The sequence below is a fragment of the Cupriavidus cauae genome, assembly GCF_008632125.1.
In the GTDB taxonomy this organism is placed as follows: domain Bacteria; phylum Pseudomonadota; class Gammaproteobacteria; order Burkholderiales; family Burkholderiaceae; genus Cupriavidus; species Cupriavidus cauae.
The window spans coordinates 45,349-65,755 of the sequence record NZ_VWRN01000064.1 but is presented as its reverse complement, the minus strand read 5'-3'; the positions used below and the strand labels follow the sequence as shown (position 1 = coordinate 65,755).

General features: G+C 63.6%; 15 protein-coding genes and 4 pseudogenes. 9 read left to right on the top strand and 10 right to left on the bottom strand.

Features of this window, described 5'->3' with window-relative positions:
• Nucleotides 1-46 precede the first annotated feature (46 nt).
• Complete coding sequence (locus tag F1599_RS23110) at nucleotides 47-448, bottom strand: hypothetical protein (protein ID WP_062799365.1); 402 nt, start codon at nucleotides 446-448, stop codon at nucleotides 47-49.
• 238 nt (nucleotides 449-686) lie between these two features.
• On the opposite strand from F1599_RS23110, the gene cueR reads away from it, so the two are divergent.
• From cueR to petA, 7 genes are all read left to right on the top strand, one after another.
• Nucleotides 687-1,115 (top strand): Cu(I)-responsive transcriptional regulator, encoded by a 429-nt coding sequence (gene cueR / locus F1599_RS23105; protein ID WP_062799367.1) that lies wholly within the window; start codon nucleotides 687-689, stop codon nucleotides 1,113-1,115.
• 5 nt (nucleotides 1,116-1,120) lie between these two features.
• Complete coding sequence (locus F1599_RS23100; RefSeq protein ID WP_371558780.1) at nucleotides 1,121-3,556, top strand: heavy metal translocating P-type ATPase; 2,436 nt, start codon at nucleotides 1,121-1,123, stop codon at nucleotides 3,554-3,556.
• Nucleotides 3,557-3,652: 96 nt separating this feature from the next.
• Nucleotides 3,653-3,910 carry a hypothetical protein gene (locus F1599_RS23095; protein WP_062799371.1) on the top strand — a complete coding sequence of 86 codons (258 nt, stop codon included), beginning with the start codon at nucleotides 3,653-3,655 and terminating at the stop codon, nucleotides 3,908-3,910.
• A 120-nt stretch (nucleotides 3,911-4,030) separates the two neighbouring features.
• Nucleotides 4,031-4,273 (top strand): hypothetical protein, encoded by a 243-nt coding sequence (locus F1599_RS23090; RefSeq protein WP_116359830.1) that lies wholly within the window; start codon nucleotides 4,031-4,033, stop codon nucleotides 4,271-4,273.
• Between the two features lie 155 nt (nucleotides 4,274-4,428).
• Entirely contained in the window at nucleotides 4,429-4,731 is a 303-nt protein-coding gene (locus F1599_RS23085; RefSeq protein WP_062799373.1) for a hypothetical protein, read from the top strand.
• A 45-nt stretch (nucleotides 4,732-4,776) separates the two neighbouring features.
• Nucleotides 4,777-5,025: a DUF2933 domain-containing protein gene (locus tag F1599_RS23080; RefSeq protein WP_062799375.1), complete on the top strand. Its 249-nt coding sequence runs from the start codon at nucleotides 4,777-4,779 to the stop codon at nucleotides 5,023-5,025.
• Between the two features lie 494 nt (nucleotides 5,026-5,519).
• Complete coding sequence (petA, locus tag F1599_RS23070) at nucleotides 5,520-6,125, top strand: ubiquinol-cytochrome c reductase iron-sulfur subunit (RefSeq protein ID WP_062799377.1); 606 nt, start codon at nucleotides 5,520-5,522, stop codon at nucleotides 6,123-6,125.
• A 162-nt stretch (nucleotides 6,126-6,287) separates the two neighbouring features.
• Here petA and F1599_RS26040 read toward each other — a convergent pair whose 3' ends face one another.
• Nucleotides 6,288-6,473: a hypothetical protein gene (locus tag F1599_RS26040; protein ID WP_170265909.1), complete on the bottom strand. Its 186-nt coding sequence runs from the start codon at nucleotides 6,471-6,473 to the stop codon at nucleotides 6,288-6,290.
• A 232-nt stretch (nucleotides 6,474-6,705) separates the two neighbouring features.
• Between F1599_RS26040 and dsbD the strand changes: the two are divergent.
• Nucleotides 6,706-8,642 (top strand): annotated as a pseudogene (gene dsbD, locus F1599_RS23060) (protein-disulfide reductase DsbD).
• 58 nt (nucleotides 8,643-8,700) lie between these two features.
• Here the strand turns inward: dsbD and F1599_RS23055 are convergent.
• From F1599_RS23055 to merT, 6 genes and pseudogenes are all read right to left on the bottom strand, one after another.
• A pseudogene (locus F1599_RS23055) lies at nucleotides 8,701-11,638 on the bottom strand (Tn3 family transposase).
• A 218-nt stretch (nucleotides 11,639-11,856) separates the two neighbouring features.
• Nucleotides 11,857-12,120, bottom strand: a pseudogene (locus tag F1599_RS23050) (DoxX family membrane protein); the annotation flags it as partial.
• Nucleotides 12,080-13,765, bottom strand: a complete 1,686-nt coding sequence (gene merA / locus F1599_RS23045; protein ID WP_062799379.1) for a mercury(II) reductase — start codon at nucleotides 13,763-13,765, stop codon at nucleotides 12,080-12,082. The pseudogene F1599_RS23050 and the gene merA, both read right to left, overlap by 41 nt.
• Nucleotides 13,766-13,805: 40 nt before the next feature.
• Nucleotides 13,806-14,225, bottom strand: coding sequence for an organomercurial transporter MerC (gene merC, locus F1599_RS23040; protein WP_062799381.1), 420 nt, complete (start codon nucleotides 14,223-14,225; stop codon nucleotides 13,806-13,808).
• A gap of 28 nt (nucleotides 14,226-14,253) precedes the next feature.
• Entirely contained in the window at nucleotides 14,254-14,526 is a 273-nt protein-coding gene (gene merP, locus F1599_RS23035) for a mercury resistance system periplasmic binding protein MerP (RefSeq protein ID WP_062799383.1), read from the bottom strand.
• 13 nt (nucleotides 14,527-14,539) lie between these two features.
• Nucleotides 14,540-14,890, bottom strand: a complete 351-nt coding sequence (gene merT / locus F1599_RS23030) for a mercuric ion transporter MerT (RefSeq protein WP_062799386.1) — start codon at nucleotides 14,888-14,890, stop codon at nucleotides 14,540-14,542.
• Between the two features lie 71 nt (nucleotides 14,891-14,961).
• Here merT and merR point away from each other — a divergent pair, with 71 nt between their 5' ends.
• Nucleotides 14,962-15,369: an Hg(II)-responsive transcriptional regulator gene (gene merR, locus F1599_RS23025; RefSeq protein WP_062799388.1), complete on the top strand. Its 408-nt coding sequence runs from the start codon at nucleotides 14,962-14,964 to the stop codon at nucleotides 15,367-15,369.
• Between the two features lie 346 nt (nucleotides 15,370-15,715).
• Here merR and F1599_RS23020 read toward each other — a convergent pair.
• Together F1599_RS23020 and F1599_RS26560 are read right to left on the bottom strand one after the other, a co-directional pair.
• Nucleotides 15,716-17,467 (bottom strand): annotated as a pseudogene (locus F1599_RS23020) (Tn3 family transposase); the annotation flags it as partial.
• A gap of 249 nt (nucleotides 17,468-17,716) precedes the next feature.
• On the bottom strand, nucleotides 17,717-20,407 hold the full coding sequence (locus tag F1599_RS26560; RefSeq protein ID WP_116359820.1) for a vitamin K epoxide reductase family protein: 2,691 nt from the start codon (nucleotides 20,405-20,407) through the stop codon (nucleotides 17,717-17,719).

The window sequence follows — 20,407 nt, the reverse complement described above, 5'->3', positions numbered from 1 at the left end:
TACCCGAGTCTAGCTGGGCAGCACCGAATGGGCGTCGATCTGGAGGCTACGTTTGAAAACTGCAGTGAAGGATGTTCAGGGGCGGCGGGCCGCGCGCCTCGACCTCGGCGCGCAGCGCGATGCGAACCTCGGCCGTGACCACGCGCGTGGGTTCCACGACGCTCTTCAGCACTGGCAGGAAGGCCGGAAGCTGCGGTGAAACATGGTCCGCGCTCTTGGAATCTGCCTGGCAGTGCGCCAGGCAGAGCGCACTCTGGTCAGTGCCTTGGTCGCTACCGCCAGCCGCCATATCGGCACAGGATTCGGTCATTGCCGCCGTCGTGCCGCTGCCTTCCACCTGATAGCGGCTACCGGTACAGGCGTACGCGGCCGCTGCCAGTTGGACTGTCAGAAACACAACGAGAAGGAGGCCGGCGAACCAGGGATGCCGGCGGACCGAGTGACGCAAGAGTTCTTTGCGGTGGGCGTGATAGTCGCAAGGATACTGTCTTTTGCGGGTAATGCAACCGGACCTTTCGCCCCGGGTCTTCTCGCAACGTGGCCCAAGTTTCCGAAGGATCGTGTCCTTGACCTTCCCACCGGGGCAAGGTCTATCGTTGAGTCATCGAACCCTGGATGCCATCCACCCCGCAGCTTGCTCAAGTTGCGTGTCCGAGACAACAGGGATTGAAGGTAAGGAGCACATCATGAATATTGGACAAGCCGCCGGCGCATCCGGCGTCTCGGCCAAGATGATCCGCTACTACGAAAGCGTTGGTCTTGTGACTTCAGCCGCACGCAGCGCGGGGAACTACCGGGTGTATGGTCAAGCTGACATTCATACCCTGCGCTTCATTGGGCGAGCGCGGGCGATGGGCTTCTCGATGGCCCAGATCCGCGAGTTGCTCGGGTTGTGGCAAAACAAACGGCGCGCGAGTGCAACGGTAAAGGCGATTGCGGAACAGCGAATCCAGGAGCTGGACGCCCGCATTGCCTCACTGTCCAGCATGCGTGACACGCTCCTGTACTTGTCGCGACATTGCGAAGGCGATGACCGCCCCGAATGCCCGATCCTGGATGAGTTCAGCGGCGAACCGCCGAAACATCGAGCGGCAGTACGTGCAACCAGGCAGTGAGCGCGATGACCACGAGCGATCGACAACGGCAATCTCTCGACCCTGCCTCACATCACGCGATGGCAGCAGCGCGAGACGATGAGCACGTAGGGCACGGCAGCGGAAATGCGCCGAATCGACGAGACCATGATTCCACCAGTCACGGCGCTGCCGTCTGTGGGGCCAGTGCACGCGATCCTGTGTGTGGAATGACGGTCATGCGGGATGTGCCATACCAGGCAAGCTATGCCGGGGCACAATACTTCTTCTGCAGTGCCGGCTGCCAGAAGCGGTTCGAGGCCGAGCCGACGCGCTATGTCGAGACACCAAGCGTTTCGGCGCCCGATGAAGGCGAGACGGCGCCGGGCACGACCTATACGTGCCCGATGCACCCCGAAATCCGCGAGGACCATCCCGGGACGTGCCCAAAGTGCGGCATGGCACTCGAGCCGCTCATGCCAAGCCTCGACGACGACCAGAATCCCGAACTCGCGGCGTTTCGCCATCGCTTCTGGTGGACCTTGCCGCTGACGATCGCCGTCGTGTCGCTGGTGATGCTTGGGGACCGCCTCGGGGTGCTGGAGCCCGCGACGCAAAGCTGGGTGGAACTCGTCTTGTCCGCACCGGTGGTCCTCTGGGCAGGCTGGCCCATCTACGTCCGCTGCCTCCAGTCGTTCCGAAACCGCAGCCCGAACATGTGGACGCTGATCGGTCTGGGTACGGGTACGGCGTTCGTCTACAGCGTCGCCGCCACCGTTGCCCCAGAGCTGTTTCCCCGCGCCTTTCTCATGCACGGCCGGATCGCGGTCTACTTCGAAGCCGCGGCCGTCATCATTTCGCTGACGTTGCTCGGCCAGATCTTCGAGTTGCGGGCGCGCTCGCAGACCTCGGCAGCCATCAAGTCGCTGCTCGGCCTGGCCCCCAAGACGGCACGCCGCCTCAATCCGGACGGCAGCGAGGCCGATATTCCGCTCACGCACGTGCATGTCGGCGATCTCCTGAGGGTCCGGCCCGACGAAAAGGTGCCCACGGATGGCGTCGTGAACGAAGGGGCCAGCGCCATCGACGAATCGATGATCACCGGTGAGCCTCTGCCCGTCTCCAAGCGCGTCGGCGACCACGTGATCGGCGCCACCATCAACACCTCGGGCAGCCTGGTGATGCGCTCAGAAAAGGTCGGCGCCCAGACGGTGCTGTCGCAGATCGTGCAGATGGTGGCCCAGGCACAGCGCTCCAAGGCGCCGATGCAGCGGATGGCGGACCGGGTCGCCGGCGTGTTCGTGGTGGTGGTCGTAACCATCGCCTTGCTCACGTTCTTCGCCTGGGGCGTCTTCGGCCCCGAGCCGAGCTGGGTCTTTGGCCTGGTCAATGCGGTGGCTGTACTGATCATTGCCTGTCCCTGCGCGCTGGGATTGGCCACCCCATCCATCATGGTGGCCAGCGGGAATGGCGCGACCAAGGGCATTCTGTTCCGGGACGCGGCGGCCATCGAGCAATTCCGCAAGGTCGACACCCTGATCGTGGACAAGACCGGCACGCTGACAGAAGGCCGTCCGAGTTTTGAACGGGCCTATCGTGTCGATCCGTTCACGGAAACCGAGGTGCTTCGTTTGGCCGCGAGCCTCGACCAGGGCAGCGAACATCCGCTAGCCGCGACCCTCGTCACCGCCGCGCGTGAGCGCGGCCTGGCCCTGGCGAAGGCGGAGGATTTCGCCTCGGACACGGGCATGGGGGTACGCGGCCGCGTCGGTGGCCACCAGCTCGTGCTGGGCAACACCGCCCTGATGCAGCAGGAACAGGTCGACGTTGCACCACTGGCGTCTCAGGCGGATACCCTGCGGCAGCAAGGCGCCAGTGTCATGTATCTGGCGGCAGATCGAACATTGGCCGGTCTGCTTGCCGTCTCCGACCCCGTCAAGGCCAGCACGCCCGAGGCTCTGATGACGCTCAGGCAAGCCGGGGTCCGCGTGGTGATGGCGACAGGTGACGGCGCTGTCACGGCGAAGGCGGTAGCCGGTCGCCTGGGCATCGACGAGTTTCATGGCGAAGTGAAGCCGGCCGACAAGCTGGCGCTCGTCGAGAAGCTGCAAGGGGAAGGCCGCGTGGTTGCGATGGCGGGCGACGGCATCAACGACGCGCCGGCATTGGCAAAGGCCGATGTGGGCGTTGCGATGGGAACCGGCACAGATGTGGCGATGCACAGCGCCCAGATGACCCTCGTCAAGGGCGATCTGCGCGGTATCGCCCGAGCACGCGAACTCTCCGAGGCCACTATCGCCAACATGCGGCAGAACCTGGGCTTCGCCTTTATCTATAACGCGCTGGGTATCCCGCTGGCGGCGGGGTTGCTGTACCCGTTCACCGGCTGGTTGCTGTCGCCGATGATCGCGGCATTGGCCATGAGCCTGAGTTCCGTTTCAGTGATCTCCAATGCGCTACGACTCAGACGCCGCGTGGCGTAGCTATTGTCATGTGTGAATTCGACTCTACCAACCCGTGTCTCCTTGCCTTGCTGCCCAGATCGGGGGGCTAGACTAGGACAAATGCTGGCGTGATTCATGAAGCATAGCCGCAGCCCCTTCACTCGCTTGCTTGCGCTGCTGTTGTTGGCCTTGTGCGCTGACCATCAACAGGACGGTCGGCACTGGGCCGACAGCAACGGTCACGGGCCCGATCTCGGTGTCTTGCCGACTATGGCTGGGCTTGAACACGTTCTGCCGCCCACGCCATACACCTTCCGCATCTTCCACACGGCTGACAGCGCGAACAACTCGCCTGGTCCGGTCTATCTCGCAACGGCCCGCTTGCGCATCTGATCTATCCCTACGCGTGGCCCACTTCGGCCACGTGCTTGACTTTGGTGGCTCTACCCGAGCGTGGGTGCTCTGACCCGTTGCGGTTGAGCCAGACAAAACCGAATACTGGGGAAGATCATCATGCATTCCACTCTCAAGACTCTCGTTCTCATTTCACTCGCCGTCGCGACCGCGCAGGCGCTCGCGGGTCCCGACTGGGACGTCATCAATCGCGCGCGCACTGCAGCGCAACACCCTGCGGCGACCTCCAGTACATCAGCCTCTCAGGCATCGATGTTGGCGCGCTGCAATGCAATGATGAAACAAATGGATTCCCAGTCGACCGGCGGCGGCAGCCCGATGGGGCCTTCCGAGTCCAAGTGACTGAGGGTGCTTCGGCCGACCAGGCAAAGCATGCATCCGTGCAATCCGGCCTCTGGCATCCGCCCTGAGGGAGCCGGACTGACTGTCTGCCCGCCCACTTGTCTGGTACTGGATTGGCGCGTGGTCATTGAATCGCGATCGATAAGGAGATCGCCATGAATACGAAATCACTAGTAGCCGCAACCCTAGCCGTGGTGATGCTTGGCGCCAGCGGCTGGTCCGCAGCGGCCGGTGCAACCCGTGGCGCCGAAAGCGCCAAGACGGGTGCACAGGACAAGGGGCACGACATGATGATGGACCACATGATGGGCGGCGGCATGATGGGAAGCTGCCCGATGATGGGCCTGCCACCTGGCAACGAGAAGCTTTCGATGCAGATGCATGCGGACATGATGCAGGCGATGGGCGAGATCATGCGCAAGTACGCGGACAAGATCCAGACGCCACCGACGAAGTAAGGACGCTGTCCAGATCCGAACCATTTGAAAAGGAGTACCACCACCATGAAATGCAATCCGAAAGCAATGATCACCGCAGGCATCGCTCTGGCGGCAATGCTGGCAGCCGCCTATGCCCTATTGCCGCCGGTCCGAGCGCTTGTCCTGGGTATTGGGCCGTATCTCCTGCTCTTGATCTGCCCATTGTCGATGTGGCTGATGATGAAGAGCATGAGCGCGCAGGACGATCAAGTGGGCGGAATGACCGAGCAAGCGCCAAAGCAGAAGCCCCATCCATTTCGAATCAAGGAGTGACAGGACGGCAGAGCAATTGGCACGCATGGCGGACGCGTACCCGGGCCGCCAACGAAGAGAGAGGTAACACGTGAACAAATCGTTGATATGGAGAGTCCTCTTGATCGTGTTCGCCATCATCGGCGTGCTGCATCCTTTGGCGCGGTAGGCATGCTCGTGATGCATCAACGCATGATGGGCGGGTTCAGTCTTTGCTAGCCCGGGTGCAAGCTGGGGAGCAGCGCCTGAAGTAGACGGGCAAGTGCGTGCCCTCCTGCCATGGCGAAGCAAGGGGACTCGGCAACCTTGTGGGAAATTGATGCTTGCAAGGCAGGAAGAGCAAGACCTGGCCCACCGCTTCGCGGCGGACTATGAGGCGTATCGCAAGCGGGTGCCCGTGTTCTTGCCGGGCCGCTGCCAATGGGCGCAGCTATTGGGCAAGCTCTGGGAGTGAGCGGTTGGGCAGCCAGTCACGTTGCTGGCCACATGCCCCCCCGGGATTGGAGTAAATCGCCATGAACAATCCGACGGCAGACACACAGAGCGCACGCCAGCGCCGATTGCTTCTGCTGGCCACCGGCGCCATGGGAGGCGTAGGCCTGGTCGGCGCCATGGTGCCATTCGTGGCCAGCATGGCGCCAAGCGACGCCGCAAGGTCGCGGGGCGCGCCCGTCGATGTGAGGCTCGGCGCCGTGGAGCCAGGGGGACTCGTCACCGTCGCCTGGCGCGGCAAGCCCGTCTGGATACTGCACCGGACCCGCGACATGCTGGCGCGTCTGGGCAGGCACGATCGCCTGTTGAGCGATCCCCTGTCCCAGAAGGACCAGCAGCCCGCGTATGCGAGTAATGCGACACGCTCGCTCCGCCCGGACTTCTTTGTGGCGGTAGGCATCTGTACCCATCTGGGATGCGTACCGACCTATCGCCCGGACGTCGGCGCGGCGGACTTGGGGGATGACTGGCCTGGTGGCTTTTTTTGCCCTTGCCATGGTTCCAAGTTTGACCTGGCCGGCCGCGTGTTCCGCAACGTCCCAGCGCCGCTCAATCTGGAGATCCCACCGCACGCGTATCAAGGCGAAACCCGTCTGGTGATCGGCCAGGATCGCAATGGAACCGGATGATGACTTACCCCGACAGTGCACTGCTGATCGTCCAACCCTGCGTTGTCAAGGAGGCGCCCATGAGTACCATATGTGTTATTGCCATCGTGCCCTCTGAGCTTTTGGAGAAGCTGGAGAAGCGCCTCGCAACCGTCCACGCGCCCGGATTGACCGCAACGAAAGTCAAGGGGTACGGCGAGTATCGGAATTTCTTCTCGAGCGATCTGACCACCCGTGCACACCAAGATCGAGATCTTCGCGGAGGAAAGCGACGTCGAGGCCATCACCAAAGCGATCATCGAGGTAGGACAATCCACCGTGCCAGGCGCCGGGATTGTGGCGGTAATCGCCGTCGAGAGGTTCTTGCATCTACACGTTCCCCCGGGAGCGTCAGTGGATACAGCCGAATGACCCGAATCGGCTGGTGCGTTGGGTGCCGGCGGGGATGAGCGCCCATGAATGCGGCGAGGCACAGATCGGCCGCAGGGCCAGATAACGATGCCCGTTGAACGGAGTTGCGGCGGCACGTGGCACCGGTCGGAATGCAAGTGGCACGAGCCGCGGCATTGCGTGGCCGGTAATTCAGTTCCAGAGGTGGGCTATGCAAACTGGCATGGCAGTGGCGCGTACGGGCGACACCGGGCGAGTATGGCGCTTGGCTCCGGGGCAATTCCTCCTGGGGCTGCTCCTCGTCACGTGGCTCTGTATCGCGGGCGCCGCTGGCGTTTCCCGCGCCGTGGGCGAGGAAGATCTTCTGCCGCCTGAGCGGGCCTTGCGCTTTGCGGCCCGGCAACTCGACGAACACGCCATCGAGGTGCACTTCGACATCGCGGACGGCTATCACCTCTACCGTGAGCGATTCGCCTTTGCTGCCCGGCCGGCAGGGGTGAAGCTCGGTACACCTGTGCTTCCACCAGGGCAGGTTAAGTACGACGAGGCGTTTGGCAAGGAGATGGAGATCTACCATGGTGGCGTCAAGATTCGCGTGCCAGTGGAGGTCACTCCTGCGGATGGCGAATGGACGCTGGTCGTGACATCGCAAGGCTGCGCCGACAAGGGAATCTGTTATCCACCGATGGAGAGCGTATACAAGGTGGGCGGCAGCCCGCTCGGCGGGCCTATTTGATAAGCGCGAGGGTGGCACGCCAATGGCGATGCTTGTGCCACCGACTGCAGTAACCTCTCCCGGAGCGGGCGAATACCAGGGCGGGCATGCGATACCGGAGATCGTGCCACATGGCGATGACGGCGACCGCATCATTCGCGCGCTGACCAGCCACCAGCTTGGGGCAATCGCGCTGCTCTTCCTCGGCTTCGGCCTGCTGCTGACGGTCACGTCGAGCGTGCTGCCGATGGTGCCGATCCTTTGGTCCATCGTCGTGGGCGAGCACGTGACACGCAGCCGTGCGCTGATCATCTCGCTAGACTACGTGCTCGGCTCGGCGGTAGCCTATGCCGGCGTCGGCATGGCCACCGGGTGGCTCGGTGAGAGGGTCTTGACAGGGCTGCTGACGCCCTGGGCGCTCGGGGCCTTCGCCACGTTGCTCGTGGCCCTGGCGCTATCGATGTTCGGGCTCCGCGCGCTGCTGCGGCAGCCCCGATCGACGACATCCGCACAGCAGCTGGATCGTCGGGCTGCCGCAGCACTGGGGGCGATGTCCGCGTTGGCCGTCGCGCGCATCATGCCGGCGCCGCTATCGAGCACGCTCGCCTATCTCGCACGAACCGGTGATGCCATGACCGGAGGCGGTGCGTTATTCGCATTGGCGATCGGCATGGGGTTGTCGCTGGTGCTGGCCGGCGTCGCCGCCGGCAATCTCCCGCCGCGCGCCGGGCACTGGCTGGAGGTGACCAAGCGTTGCCTTGGCTTTCTGCTGCTGGGCGAGGCGAACTTGGGTGATCACCCCGCTATTGCCACCCTGGGCCGTGATGGCAACGTGGGCCGCTCTGCTGCTGATCGCCGCAGTTTTCCTGGGCGCCTTCGATTCGCTTGGCCCCAAACCGCATGGCGTGGCCCGGCTGGGCAAGGGCCTGGGCCTGATCGCCGCGCTGGCGGGAACCATCCTGTTGGTCGGGCTGGCGTCGGGCGGGCGGGATCTGCTGCAGCCTCTGTCGCACCTGCGCACTCGCCAGTCGTCGCCAGCCACCGCCGCCGACCACGCGGTGGTGCACTTCGCGCGGATCCGCTCGGTGGCCGAGCTCGACGCACGTCTGGCGCAGGCCGTTGCGGCCCGCAAGCCGGTACTGCTCGATTTCTATGCCGACTGGTGTGTCAGCTGTAAGGAGATGGAGACGACTTTCAGCGATCCCGGAGTTCAGACGCAGTTGGCCGGGGTTGTCGTACTTCGAGCTGATGTGACACAAAACAACGCCGACGACAAGGCGTTGCTAAAGCGCTTCGGCCTATTCGGGCCGCCCGGCATCATCTTGTTCGGCGCCGATGGGCGAGAGAGCCCGGTGCGGGTCATCGGCTATCAATCCGCATCGCGTTTCCTTGATAGCCTCGAGCGCGCCTTCGGTAAGGAAGGCAGGCCCTAAGGATGACATCACCGACTCCAACCCGCGAGGATAACGGCACAATCCGAAAAAAAATGGGCTATGCAGTGCGCCACTGCGATGGTGAGTCCGGCGTGCTCGTCGCACTCGGCAGCAGCCGATGGGCGTAACGTGCAATCGGAAAATCGAAAGTACCACGCAAATTGATGCCTTCCAGACGAGTCGGCGCAATCTGGCGCAAATCCTCGGCACGCATGGATTCGCCGCCGATGGCCTCAATCGCGTCCAGCGCGCGCTGCATGTGCAGCGTGTTCCAGGCCATCACGGCATTGGACAACAAGGTCAGAGCCGACGACACCGCCGCCAGCGACGCATCGTGCCGGGTCAATTCCAACGGAATCTTGCCATAGTGGATGGCCCGCTGCACCGTGTGGACCGCCTCGCCGCGGTTCAAGGCATGCTGCATCTCATGGCGGAACGCGGGATTGGTGAAATAGTCGATGAGGAAGATCGTGCGAAACAGCCGCCCGAGATGCACGCCAGCCTCATAGATGGGTTGACCTTTCGCCGCTGCACCGAAACGCATCAGGGCCTGCACTGCCGTACATTGCCCCGCTTTGCACCGATGCCGCGATCCGGACCAGTTCGTCCCAGGCACGTTCGATCAAGACCAGCCGGACATCCGCGTCCGCCACCGCAGCCAATTCCGCCGGTATCTCGTGATCCCTGGGCACATGCAGGCGGCGATCGCGCAGGTGGGCAAGCCGCGGGCAGAGATCGAAGCCAAGTAGCCGGGACAGGCTCATGGCGAAATCGGTGTAGCCATGGGTATCGACCGCTAGTTGTGCCACGTCTTCCGATCCGCTCTGGCGGATGACGCCCTCAATGGCGACACCGGCCTGCCGCTCGTTCAGTAGGATCGGCTGGTCATAGAAGATGCCCCAGCGGTCCCGGACATGCGTGTACATACCGATCGATGCCGTGCGCCGGCGCGGATCAGCCCGTGCCCGCCAGACTGTGCGCGTGGTCTCCAGCGACATCATGTCCGACGACGCCAGATCGGCGCGCCCCCAGTGCTGGGCGATCGGGTGCTGATGCATGAAGATCAGGACGGCATCGGCGGCCTGGCGCAGTTTGCGCTCGTCCGCGATGCGATGCATCATTTGCCGGATCGCGCTGGGCGACAACTCCGGCACCATCCGTGCGAGGTCCGCCGCCGACATTGAGGTGCCGTGCGCCAGCACTGCAGCGTAGATCATCAGCAGCTCGCTGCGCGAATGCGGTTCCCGACCCAGCAGGAGCCAGCTGAAGTGGGTGCTGCTGTCAATCTCCAGCAGGATTTCGGGCAATTGTCCACCGGGGTGCCGCTCGAACAGCGCGCGTCGCAGCGCCTCCACAGAGGCTTCCGGTTTCTTTGCCGTGAGCGGATCGATATGGATGGCGCTATCAATGTTCAGCTCCCCACGCTGGACTGCATCGCGCAACCTGGCGAGCCCCGCGTCCAGGTGCGCCACCACAGGATCGAGGAACGCCTTGGCGTCCTGCGGCAGCTTGAGATGACCGTAGAAATGGTTACGCCGGGCTTGCCAATCCTCTTTGGAGATGAGTAGGGCCGCCTGACTGCGGAAGGCGAAGCTGTGGTCCAGGAAGACCGAGCCATTGCGCAGCGCCACCCGCAGGGCAAACAGCGTCCCCCACTCGAAGGCGGCCAGGGCCCGCTTGCGATCCAAGCCCTCTAGTGCTGGCTGCCAGGCGCGTCCCAATCGAACCATCACCCGATCAGGGAGCCAGTCGGCCCTGCGCGCATAGAGCTTGCGCAGTACCTCCATTGCCTCGATCACCGGGTGGGCCGACTGTGCCGCAAATGGCAGATGAACCAGTCTGCCCAGCAAGGCACGGGATAGCCTGTGTCGCGACAGGAGTTGCGCGCGGATGAGGCTGGCACGGCTCGCTAGATGCTGACCAGCTGCCTCGTCAGCCAGATTGCTCAGTTGCTGACAGAGGGCATCCCTTGTCTGCGTCTCGTCTGCGACCAGCGCTTTGACGGCGGCAGCGAATTCCCCCAACTTGGTACCTGGGTCCGGTCGGCCCGCGTCAATTAGGCGTCCGGCATCGTTGACGCATTTGCGAATCCAGTGCCGCAGCATGGACGACAATTGATCCGTGGCCGCGCATAAGGCATAGCGTAAAAAGCAAGCCGATTCCAGGCGGCGGGACTGTTGCGCGACCCGCTTGCTGACCGACGCCGGGCGGTTGGCACAGCGCCGCGCATAGTGCCGCACCACCGCCTCATTGCAGGCTGCCGGCCAACCGCTGTGGATGCCCAGCTTGTACAGGCGGTCGATCTTGTCGAACAACTCGCCCATCTGATGGGTCGAATTGCGTAGCGGGACAGCCCACAGCCATTGTTGTAGGCTCGGCCGGTCGTTTTCTGGCCGCGGTAGCAGGGCACCCCACGCATCGAGGGAAACCTCGCCGTAGGCCTGCACCAGCGCGTCAGCCAGGGCCGACTCGAATGCCTCTCCGGCCTGGCTGATCAGCCGCTTCAGCGCTCGGTCATGCGGAATCAGGATGCGATGCTCGTAGAGCCAGCGCTTCAACTCGTGCAGCAGGTCACTGCGGCTCGGTTGCCCTGCCAGCCGCTCCTTGAGCCAGCGCGTCACGTAACGTCGCTGATGCTCTGCCATCGGGCTGAACCCCAGGGCTTGGTAGGCCAGCATCTGATGGTCCACCAAGGTATCGGTGCGCCCGTCATACAGCGCGCTCAGCGTGCCCATGTCCGGCGGCGTGATGCCGAGTTGCGCGCCCACAAAGGCCCAGAGGAATTTTGGCACCTGCTTGTAGGCATCGAGGGTGCGCCCCGTCATGCGGACAAAGCCAATGTGAACGGCACAGGCCAAGCGGTACAAATGGCTGCGCCGCGCATGGATCAGGGCCCGCTCTTTGGCGGAGAAGGTGAAGAACGTGGTAAGCTCAAACTCGCTGAGTTCGCGCGGAATCTGCCGCATGCCCAGATACGCCAGTTGCCAGTGATCCATCGCGCTCTCCCAAGCGTAAGACGGACCGCTGAGGTTATCGGCAATGAGACCGGGACGCAACGTTTCGACACAATAAGTGCGCTATGAGGCAATCGCGCCCAACTGGCGACAGTAGACAGCAACTTATTGATTTACTGGGGTATTTTCCCGGACGCCGCCCGGAAACCCGCGTGAATGCTAAGGGTGGCTACCCCGGTAAATTGCACCGAAATCAAGGGGACGCCGATCACCGCCGTCATGCCGAGCAGGACCATCCCCACGGCGCGGGTCGCTAGTCCCAGCAACAGCAGAGCTGGGGCGGTCAGCTCGATTGACACCGCCAGGTAGGCCGCAGACTTCGAGGGCACCAGCGGCACCCGGTAGTCCCCGCGGAACAGTTCGAGGGCGGTATTCCAGTTGGCCAGCTTGGCCATCGCCGAGTTCCAGACGGTTGGCTTTTTCTCAACCCGCACAGCAAGACAGTTGCGTGACGTCCTTGGCAAAGGTCTGCGCCGCGAGCTTCAGCCCCTCGACCATCGTCAGGTATGGGAACAAGTGGTCGGCCAGCTCTTGCACGGTCATCCGCGCCCGGATCGCCAGCGCCGCCGTCTGGATCAGCTCACCCGCTTCAGGCGCCACCGCCTGCACGCCGATCAGGCGGTCCGATCCTGCCTCGGCAACCAGCTTGATGAAGCCGCGCGTGTCGAAGTTGGCCAACGCGCGCGGCACATTGTCGAGCGTGAGCAGGCGGCTATCGGTCTCGATGCCGTCGTGGTGCGCTTCCGCCTCGCTGTAGCCCACGGTGGCGACCTGCGGGTCGGTGAACACGACCGCCGGCACGGCGCTCAGATCAAGCGCGGCATCGCCTCCGGTCATATTAATCGCCGCGCGGGTGCCGGCCGCCGCGGCCACGTAAACGAACTGCGGCTGGTCGGTGCAGTCGCCGGCGGCGTAGATGTGTTGCGCGGTGGTTCGCATGCCGTTGTCGATGACGATGGCGCCCTGCGCGTTGACCGTCACCCCCGCCGCCTCCAGTGCCAGCTCACGCGTGTTCGGCGCGCGGCCGGTGGCGATCAGCAACTGGTCGGCGCGGATTTCGCCGTGCCCGGTAGTGAGCACGAATTCGCCGTTCGCGTAGGCCACTTGGCTGGCCTGCGTGTGTTCCAGCACCGTGATGTCCTCGACACGGAAGGCGGCCGTGACGGCCTCGCCGATGGCCGGATCCTCGCGGAAGAACAGCGTGCTGCGGGCCAGGATCGTGACCTGACTGCCGAGCCGGGCGAAGGCCTGCGCCAGCTCCACGGCCACCACCGACGAGCCGATCACGGCCAGCCGCTTAGGAAGGATGTTGCTGGCCAGCGCCTCGTTCGAGGTCCAGTACGGGGTGTCCTTCAGACCGGGGATCGGCGGCACAGCCGGACTGGCACCAGTAGCGATCAGGCAGCGGTCAAACGCCACCTCGCGCTCGCCGCCTTCGGCCAGGCGCACGCTCAAGGTGTGTCCGTTCTGGAAGCAGGCCTCGCCGCGCAGCACCGTGATGGCCGGCGTGCTCGCGAGGATGCCCTCGTACTTGGCGTGGCGCAGCTCATCGACACGCCCCTGCTGCTGGGCGAGCAGGCGCTCGCGCAGGATCGCCGGTGGCGTGGCCTGGATGCCCCCGTCGAACGGGCTTGCGCGGCGTAGATGGGCAATGTGGGCCGCGCGGATCATGATCTTGGACGGCACACAGCCAACGTTGACGCAGGTGCCGCCGATGGTGCCGCGCTCGATCAGGGTCACCTCGGCGCCTTGCTCGACGGCCTTGAGGGCCGCCGCCATCGCGGCGCCGCCGCTGCCGATGACGGCGATGCGAAGCCCGCAGCCTTCGCCTGCGGATTTCTCACCGCGGCCCAGCCAGCCGAACGCCTTGTCGAGCAGGCTGCCGCGCTTTTCCGCCGGCGGGGCCTCGGCGAGCATGGCCCGGTAGCCGAGTCCGGCCACGGCGCCAGTCAGCGCATCTGGCGACGTGCCGGGTTCGGCGGCGATTTGCGCCGTCCCCTTCGGGTAGGACACGACCGCAGACCGCACGCCCGGCACCTTCTCCAAGGCATCCTTGACGTGGACGGCGCACGAGTCGCAGGTCATTCCAGTAATCTTCAAGTGGGTCATACCACAGTTCCAATGTTCACTTCGGCAGCGGCCAATGCGGTCAGCCGCGCTTGACCGGGGGTTCACAGGCGTTCGGTGCCCCGCAGCGCTTTGCCGGCGAGATGAAGTCCCAGATCGATACGCCGACCATGAAACTCAGGCCGACATAGAGCAGCGCCTCGCTGCGCCGGCCAACCGTCAAATACACCGCCGTCAGTACCAGGAGTGGGCCGATCACGCCGAGTGCGGTCCGTTGCCACTGCCGATGGCTAAACCAGGCAGTCGCATTGGCGAGTAGCGCGATACCAGCGAACACCCGCAGCAGAACGCTAATGAACAGCCCTTCGTACTGGCTCAGGAAGCCTAGGCCAATAGCCGCGCCCAAGCCGGCGATGGCGGGAAAGCAACTCGCGCAACCCATCGCCGAGACGATACCGCCGAGCGCCCCTGCCTTGTTGGTCACGCGCGTGATCCGTCCCATGCGGTCACTCCCATGTTCGATCCGGGGCTTACCGCTTGACGCTGGACGGATAGCCCGCGTCCTCGGTCGCCTTGGTCAGTTTCTGCACGCTGGTCTTGGCATCGTCGAAGGTGACGACGGCCTGGCGCTTCTCGAAGCTCACTTCGGTCTTGGTCACGCCGTCGACCTTGGAGAGCGCCTTTTTGACCGTGATCGGGCAGGTTTCGCAAGTCATGCCCGGCACGGACAGCGTGACGGCTTGCATGGCGGCCCACGCCGGAGCAACGGCGGCGAGAGCGAGGGCGGCAAACAGCTTCTTCATGGCGAACTCCTGATCAGTAGAACCATGGCATCACGTAGGGAAAGCCGAGCGCAACCAGAACCAGCAGGGCGACGACCCAGAAAATGAGCTTGTAGGTGGCGCGTACCCGCGGGATAGCGCAGGCCTCGCCCGGCTTGCAGACTTGCGCCGGGCGTAAAACGCGCCGCCAGGCGACGAACAGAGCCAGCACTGCGGTGCCGAGAAACAGCGGCCGATATGGCTCCAGCGCCGTTAAATTCCCGATCCAGGCCCCGCTGAAACCGAGCGCGATCAGGAGCAGCGGCCCCAAGCAGCAGGTGGAGGCGAGGATTGCGGCGATGCCACCGGCAAAGAGCGCACGGCGCCCGGCTTGCAGTCGTGACATGCGTTTTTCCTTTCTTAGTAGGTAGGGATAGCGTAACCTTACTTCCGTACTTATGTACGGAGTCAAGCGATATGCGGAGCGGATTGGAGAGCCTGACCATCGGCGCCTTCGCCAAGGCGGCTGGTGTCAACGTGGAAACGATCCGGTTCTACCAGCGCAAGGGGCTGCTGCCAGAGCCAGATAAGCCCGCCGGCGGGATTCGTCGCTATGGCGAAACGGATGTGGTCCGGGTGCGCTTCATGAAATCGGCGCAGCGGCTGGGATTCAGTCTGGAAGAAATCGGTGAACTGCTTCGCCTGGAGGACGGCACCCATTGCGAGGAAGCGAGCAGCCTAGCCGAGCGCAAGCTCAATGACGTGCGCGCAAAGCTGGCCGACCTGAGACGCATGGAGGCCGTGCTGTCCGAACTGGTGGGCGCCTGTCATGCCAGCCAGGGTAACGTATCCTGCCCGCTGATCGCAGCGCTGCAAGCGGGATAAGTGCGCCAAAGGACGTAGTGGACGCGGGCTACGCTGCCCCAGTTCGTTCCGGCTTCTTTTGTACGGCTTCGGCGCAGCCAGCCTCATATGCCCCGTATCGAGGGGCAAGCGACCTAGTCGAGTCAGACATCGTCGGGGGGACAAAGCGGCACCAGCGGGCGCAGCGCTTGCAAGGCGCGCTTGTGCTGTAAGATCCAGTCGTACATTCCTCTACGACGCCCTCGGCTTGGCCAACGAGGGGCGGCCCAGTGGTTGGATACGACAATGTGGCGCCGTGTAAGTGCCATGCCGGTGTTGGCCCTGCCCGAGAACGGTCGTGAAGTCGTAACGCCGGTGAATTGCGGGTTCAGGCAGCGCTAGGCCAACGCACCTCCGGAAGCGATCGCAGCGGGCGGAATTTTCCATCTTGGAGCTTTTGGCTCTGACGCCACACGTAGTCGCCGGTCAGGTTGATGTGTTCCCAGCCGAGCGGCGACAGGTACGAAAACAGGGACGGATCGATGGGCATGCCGCGCTCCACCAGCGCCTGCACGGCACGTTCAAGGTAGACCGTGTTCCACAGGACGATGGCCGCGGTGACCAGGTTCAGTCCGCTGGCACGGTAGCGCTGCTGTTCGAAGTTGCGATCGCGGATCTCGCCAAGCCGGTAGAAGAACACGGACCGTGCCAAGGCGTTGCGCGCTTCCCCCTTGTTGAGCCCCGCATGGGAGCGCCGACGCAGTTCCAGGTCCTGCAGCCAGTCCAAGGTGAATATCGTCCGCTCGATGCGGCCGAGCTCGCGGAGGGCGACCGCCAGTCCGTTCTGTCGCGGGTAGCTGCCGAGCTTGCGCAGCATCAGCGAGGCGGTGACCGTGCCCTGCCGGATCGACGTCGCGAGGCGCAGCACCTCGTCCCAGTGCGTGCGAATCAGTCTCTCTTTGTACGCGCCGCCGATCATAGGGGCCAATGCCGGATAGTCGTCAGGATTGCCGGGGATGTACAGCCTTGAGTCCGCGAGGTCGCGAATGCGCGGGGAGAACCGGAACCCGAGCAGATGCATCAGGGCGAAGACGTGGTCCGTGAAGCCGTTGGTGTCCGTGTAGTGCTCCTGGACCCGCAGGTCCGACTCGTGGTACAGCAGGCCGTCGAGCACATAGGTGGAGTCACGGACGCCGACGTTCACCAGCTTGGAGTGATACGGCGCGTACTGATCCGAGATGTGCGTGTAGATCATCCGGCCGGGCTCCGAGCCATACTTTGGGTTGACGTGGCCGGTGCTTTCGGCACGGCCGCCCGCCTTGAATCGCTGGCCATCCGACGATGAGGTGCTGCCATCGCCCCAATGGGCAGCGAACGCATGGGCGGACTGCGCGTTGACCAGATCCGCCAGGCCCTGAGCATAGGTCTCGTCCCGAATATGCCAGGCCTGCAGCCAGGAGAGCTTGGCGTAACTGGTGCCCGGGCAGGATTCCGCCATCTTCGTTAGCCCGAGGTTAATGGCGTCGGCAAGAATGGTCGTGAGCAGCAGCGTCTTGTCGGCGGCAGGCTCACTGGTCTTCAGGTGCGTGAAATGCCGGGTAAAGCCGGTCCAGCCGTCGACTTCCATCAGCAGTTCCGTAATCTTGACGCGCGGCAGCATGAGCGCGGTCTGATCGATCAGGGTCTGCGCTTCCATCGGGACGGCCGCATCGAGCGGCGAGATCTTCAGGCCCGACTGAGTGATGATCGCGTCCGGCAGCTTGTTGGCGGCGGCCAACCGGTTGGCGGTGGCCAGCTTCAGTTCAAGCAGCCCGCGCCGCTCGCTCAAGTAGCGCTCGCAATCGGTGGCGATGGGCAGGGGCAGCAAGCGGCTCTGTCTGAGTGCGACGAATTTCTCGGCGGGCAGCAGGTACTCATCGAAATCCTTGAACTGGCGCGAGCCCTGGACCCAGATGTCGCCGGAGCGCAGGCGGTTTCTGAGTTCGGACAGCGCGCACAGCTCATAGTAGCGACGATCGATGCCGTTCTTGGTGCGTACCAGTGGCTCCCAGCGCTTCTTGATGAAGGAGGTCGGCGCGTCGGCCGGGACTTTGCGCACATCGTTGACGTTCATCGTCCGGATCGTATCGATGGCAGCCAGACTGCCGCCGTGCGGCCTGATCAAATATTGCGGCGCCATCAACATTGCGTGGCGCTGGTGCCGACTCTACTAGATTAAAGCGTATCGCCCGTAGGGCGGTGAGCGCTGCGAGTTGTACTTCCAGCAAGTTTTGCGCCCGGCCGTCCTTCGCTGCTGCTGGCCGACTGCGCACAAGTCGGCGACGTTGCAAGGCGGCGTTTGCCTGAAGCGACGCAATCAGGATGTCAAGGCGGGAGAGGTTAATGATGGCTAGATGATTGTTAGGCATGATGCATGAAGGCGAGGTCCGATAACAAAGGCACGCTGGCCGACGGTCAAACTGGCGGCGACTCCGCCGCCAGTTCGCCGCATTCCGCTACCGAATGAGCCGACCCAGCTACCATAGTGCTCCCGGCTGCGCCAGCCGCGCGGCAGGCTCAATCCGATCAACGCAAGCCCTGCGACGGCCCCAAATGCCGCCGCCGCGGAATTTCCGCCGCTGAGCACCCACGGTGCGATGACCAACCAAGCGCCAAAGCCGACATTGATCCAGCGCAGTAACCTTGCTACCTCTGCGAGCGCGGCCACAGCGACAACAATTACGAGCGCACCGATCAAATGATCGCTGTCCGCTAACGGCGGAATGGTGCCAAACAACAGGCGCGTGAACATCAGCGCGATGCCAACTCCGACACACGCAACCAGTGTCCAGGGCCATTGCACACCACGCAACGCCGACGCCATCGCGTCGGACAATGCGCTATCGAAACCGGGACGCCGGTCGCGCTGGCTTCCTGGCGAGGCGCCGCCCACGAAGAAGAGGCGAAGTACCGGCTCGCCGCGCCGATGCGCTTGTCCCAGAAACTGACCCATTGCAACCAGTTCATCCAACGTATAAGGGATCATCAGCGTCATTGCGCCCGCAGCGATCAGGCACAACGTGCACCAGGTCCCGATCACGATTGGCTGGATAATGATGAAATAGATGCTCACCACGCCAAGGGGCACGACGACGATCCCAAATGCCGCCACCATCCAAGGCATGGTGCGCCAACGCTGGCGCCCACCCATCGCGCCCATCAACACCTCCAGCAGATAACTGACCGCGCCAAGGCCACCGTCCGGAATCGGCCAGGACCGGGACACGGCGGAGGTAATAATGGTTTCCGTCCCGTTTTTTTGCGCGTCAGGAGAAAAGAACGGCTCCCAAACCGCCGCCGCATGGCCGAGTTGATACGCCGTGAGCTGGCGTGCGATCAGGAACCCGAACAGGGCCAGCCCGATAATGGGCAGCCGCTGCAAATAGGTGGACGGCGAGTACGTCCACCCGACCGGCAGATCGGACTGGTCCTTCATCGACGCCATGCTCATGCCTGGCATCATGGGTACGAGGATGGCAAAGGCGATGAGGAAGCCGCCGACGATCACATCGTTGTTGTAGACGGCCGGGGACGGCGCCCAGAACACCAGTGGCGCGAACAGCAACCAGAGCCCGACACAGGCGTTGCCCCACTGCGCCCATGAAAAGCGACGCGAAAGAGACAATGTGGCGAAGCCCATGATCAGGCTGCCGCTGGCCATGTCGCTCCAGCCCAGCCACGTCATGCGCAACGCAGGGGGCGCAAGACCGCGTTCTGCGGTCACTTGCATTACCAGCGTGCCAAACTCCCGAGTATCAAAGGCGCCCAAGACAAAAGGGCTTGTGAGTAACCAGGCACCAAGCAAGATGTTGAGATAATGCGCCCATAACAGGCTGTAATGGGCGTCGCGCATATGCTGCGCGTGCTCGTGCTCGTGCTCGTGCTCGTGCTCGTGCTCGTGCTTAGCGGCGGAGCCGCTGATTTCCGGCGCGCCCTTGACGGTCACGCTGCCGTGTCGCACCACGGGGTGATGGTCGGCGATGATGGCCGTGTTTAGCCGGTTAGCGCGATACCAACTGACCGGGTCCTGCTTCAGCGCCGCGATGATGCGAGGCATCGTTTCTAGAATTCGGCGCTCAGGCCGCCAATTTAGCCTCTCGCGCGCGCTGGCGCTGTCCACTTCATAATGATCGCTTGCCAGGCATCGCAGTTCCGGGTCAGAGGCGTCACCGACATTTCGCGCATGCTGGCAGCGTGAGTAAAGGCGCGCCCCGACGCCGGCCTGCGGCCGCATCGCTTCGCCCGGGCCATCCAGTGCGTGCAAAATTGCTGCCCGCAGTTGCCTTGGTGTCACTGCCTCCTCCTCGGCAAGCACTAACGACAACTTGCAAGGCAACTGGCCGCGCGCTGCGACAGCGTGCGCGACCGCCGCTGCCGCGTCATCGACGTGCAGGAACACATGGGCGGTGTCCGGATGTGCGTCGGCCCGGGCGACAAGGCTGGACTCGTAGCTTGCCGCGATCTGCTGCACCAGGAAAGCGTTATGACCGAGATCGTCGTAGAGCGGCGCGAGCCGCAGCATCAACCGCGGTACGGCGCCGAGTTCGTGCTGGAGCAGGTGCTCCGCCCTGATCATCATCGCCCGCAATGGCGATTTGGGATCGATGGGCGAGGCTTCATTGATCGGATTGCCGGGTTGCGACGGGGCATGGACTAGCAAGGTGCCGGCCAGCACGAATTGACCCACCGCGCACCGCAGCAATTCAACAATGATGCGTTGCAGGTTGCCGACAAGGTCGAGTTCCGCCGCGATCCGCTGCACGCTGCCGTCCGCATTGGGCGCGTCTTCCATCTCGCTGACCACATAGACGACCGACGTTATAAGCTCGCCGTGACCGGCTATCACCGCATCGAATGCCTGCGCCATATCTTTTTCACGTGTCGCGTCGATGCGAAGCGCTAGCGCACTGGGGAACGCTGCGGCAAGGTCTTCGCCATCGAGCGCGACCACACGGTATTGCTGCAACAGGCGCGCCACTACGGCGCGGCCGAGCAGCGATCCTGCCCCCACTACCAAAATCGTGTCCGTGCTATGTGCCAA

What these genes read in the sequence shown, in the direction of transcription:
- merR (WP_062799388.1), top strand. Translation starts at nt 14,962, where the DNA reads ATGCGGAGCGGATTGGAGAGCCTGACCATCGGCGCCTTCGCCAAGGCG.
- F1599_RS23095 (WP_062799371.1), top strand. Translation starts at nt 3,653, where the DNA reads ATGAAGCATAGCCGCAGCCCCTTCACTCGCTTGCTTGCGCTGCTGTTG.
- petA (WP_062799377.1), top strand. Translation starts at nt 5,520, where the DNA reads ATGAACAATCCGACGGCAGACACACAGAGCGCACGCCAGCGCCGATTG.
- F1599_RS23080 (WP_062799375.1), top strand. Translation starts at nt 4,777, where the DNA reads ATGAAATGCAATCCGAAAGCAATGATCACCGCAGGCATCGCTCTGGCG.
- merT (WP_062799386.1), bottom strand. Translation starts at nt 14,890, where the DNA reads ATGTCACGACTGCAAGCCGGGCGCCGTGCGCTCTTTGCCGGTGGCATC.
- merC (WP_062799381.1), bottom strand. Translation starts at nt 14,225, where the DNA reads ATGGGACGGATCACGCGCGTGACCAACAAGGCAGGGGCGCTCGGCGGT.
- F1599_RS23100 (WP_371558780.1), top strand. Translation starts at nt 1,121, where the DNA reads ATGACCACGAGCGATCGACAACGGCAATCTCTCGACCCTGCCTCACAT.
- cueR (WP_062799367.1), top strand. Translation starts at nt 687, where the DNA reads ATGAATATTGGACAAGCCGCCGGCGCATCCGGCGTCTCGGCCAAGATG.
- F1599_RS26040 (WP_170265909.1), bottom strand. Translation starts at nt 6,473, where the DNA reads ATGCAAGAACCTCTCGACGGCGATTACCGCCACAATCCCGGCGCCTGG.
- F1599_RS23085 (WP_062799373.1), top strand. Translation starts at nt 4,429, where the DNA reads ATGAATACGAAATCACTAGTAGCCGCAACCCTAGCCGTGGTGATGCTT.
- merA (WP_062799379.1), bottom strand. Translation starts at nt 13,765, where the DNA reads ATGACCCACTTGAAGATTACTGGAATGACCTGCGACTCGTGCGCCGTC.
- F1599_RS23090 (WP_116359830.1), top strand. Translation starts at nt 4,031, where the DNA reads ATGCATTCCACTCTCAAGACTCTCGTTCTCATTTCACTCGCCGTCGCG.
- merP (WP_062799383.1), bottom strand. Translation starts at nt 14,526, where the DNA reads ATGAAGAAGCTGTTTGCCGCCCTCGCTCTCGCCGCCGTTGCTCCGGCG.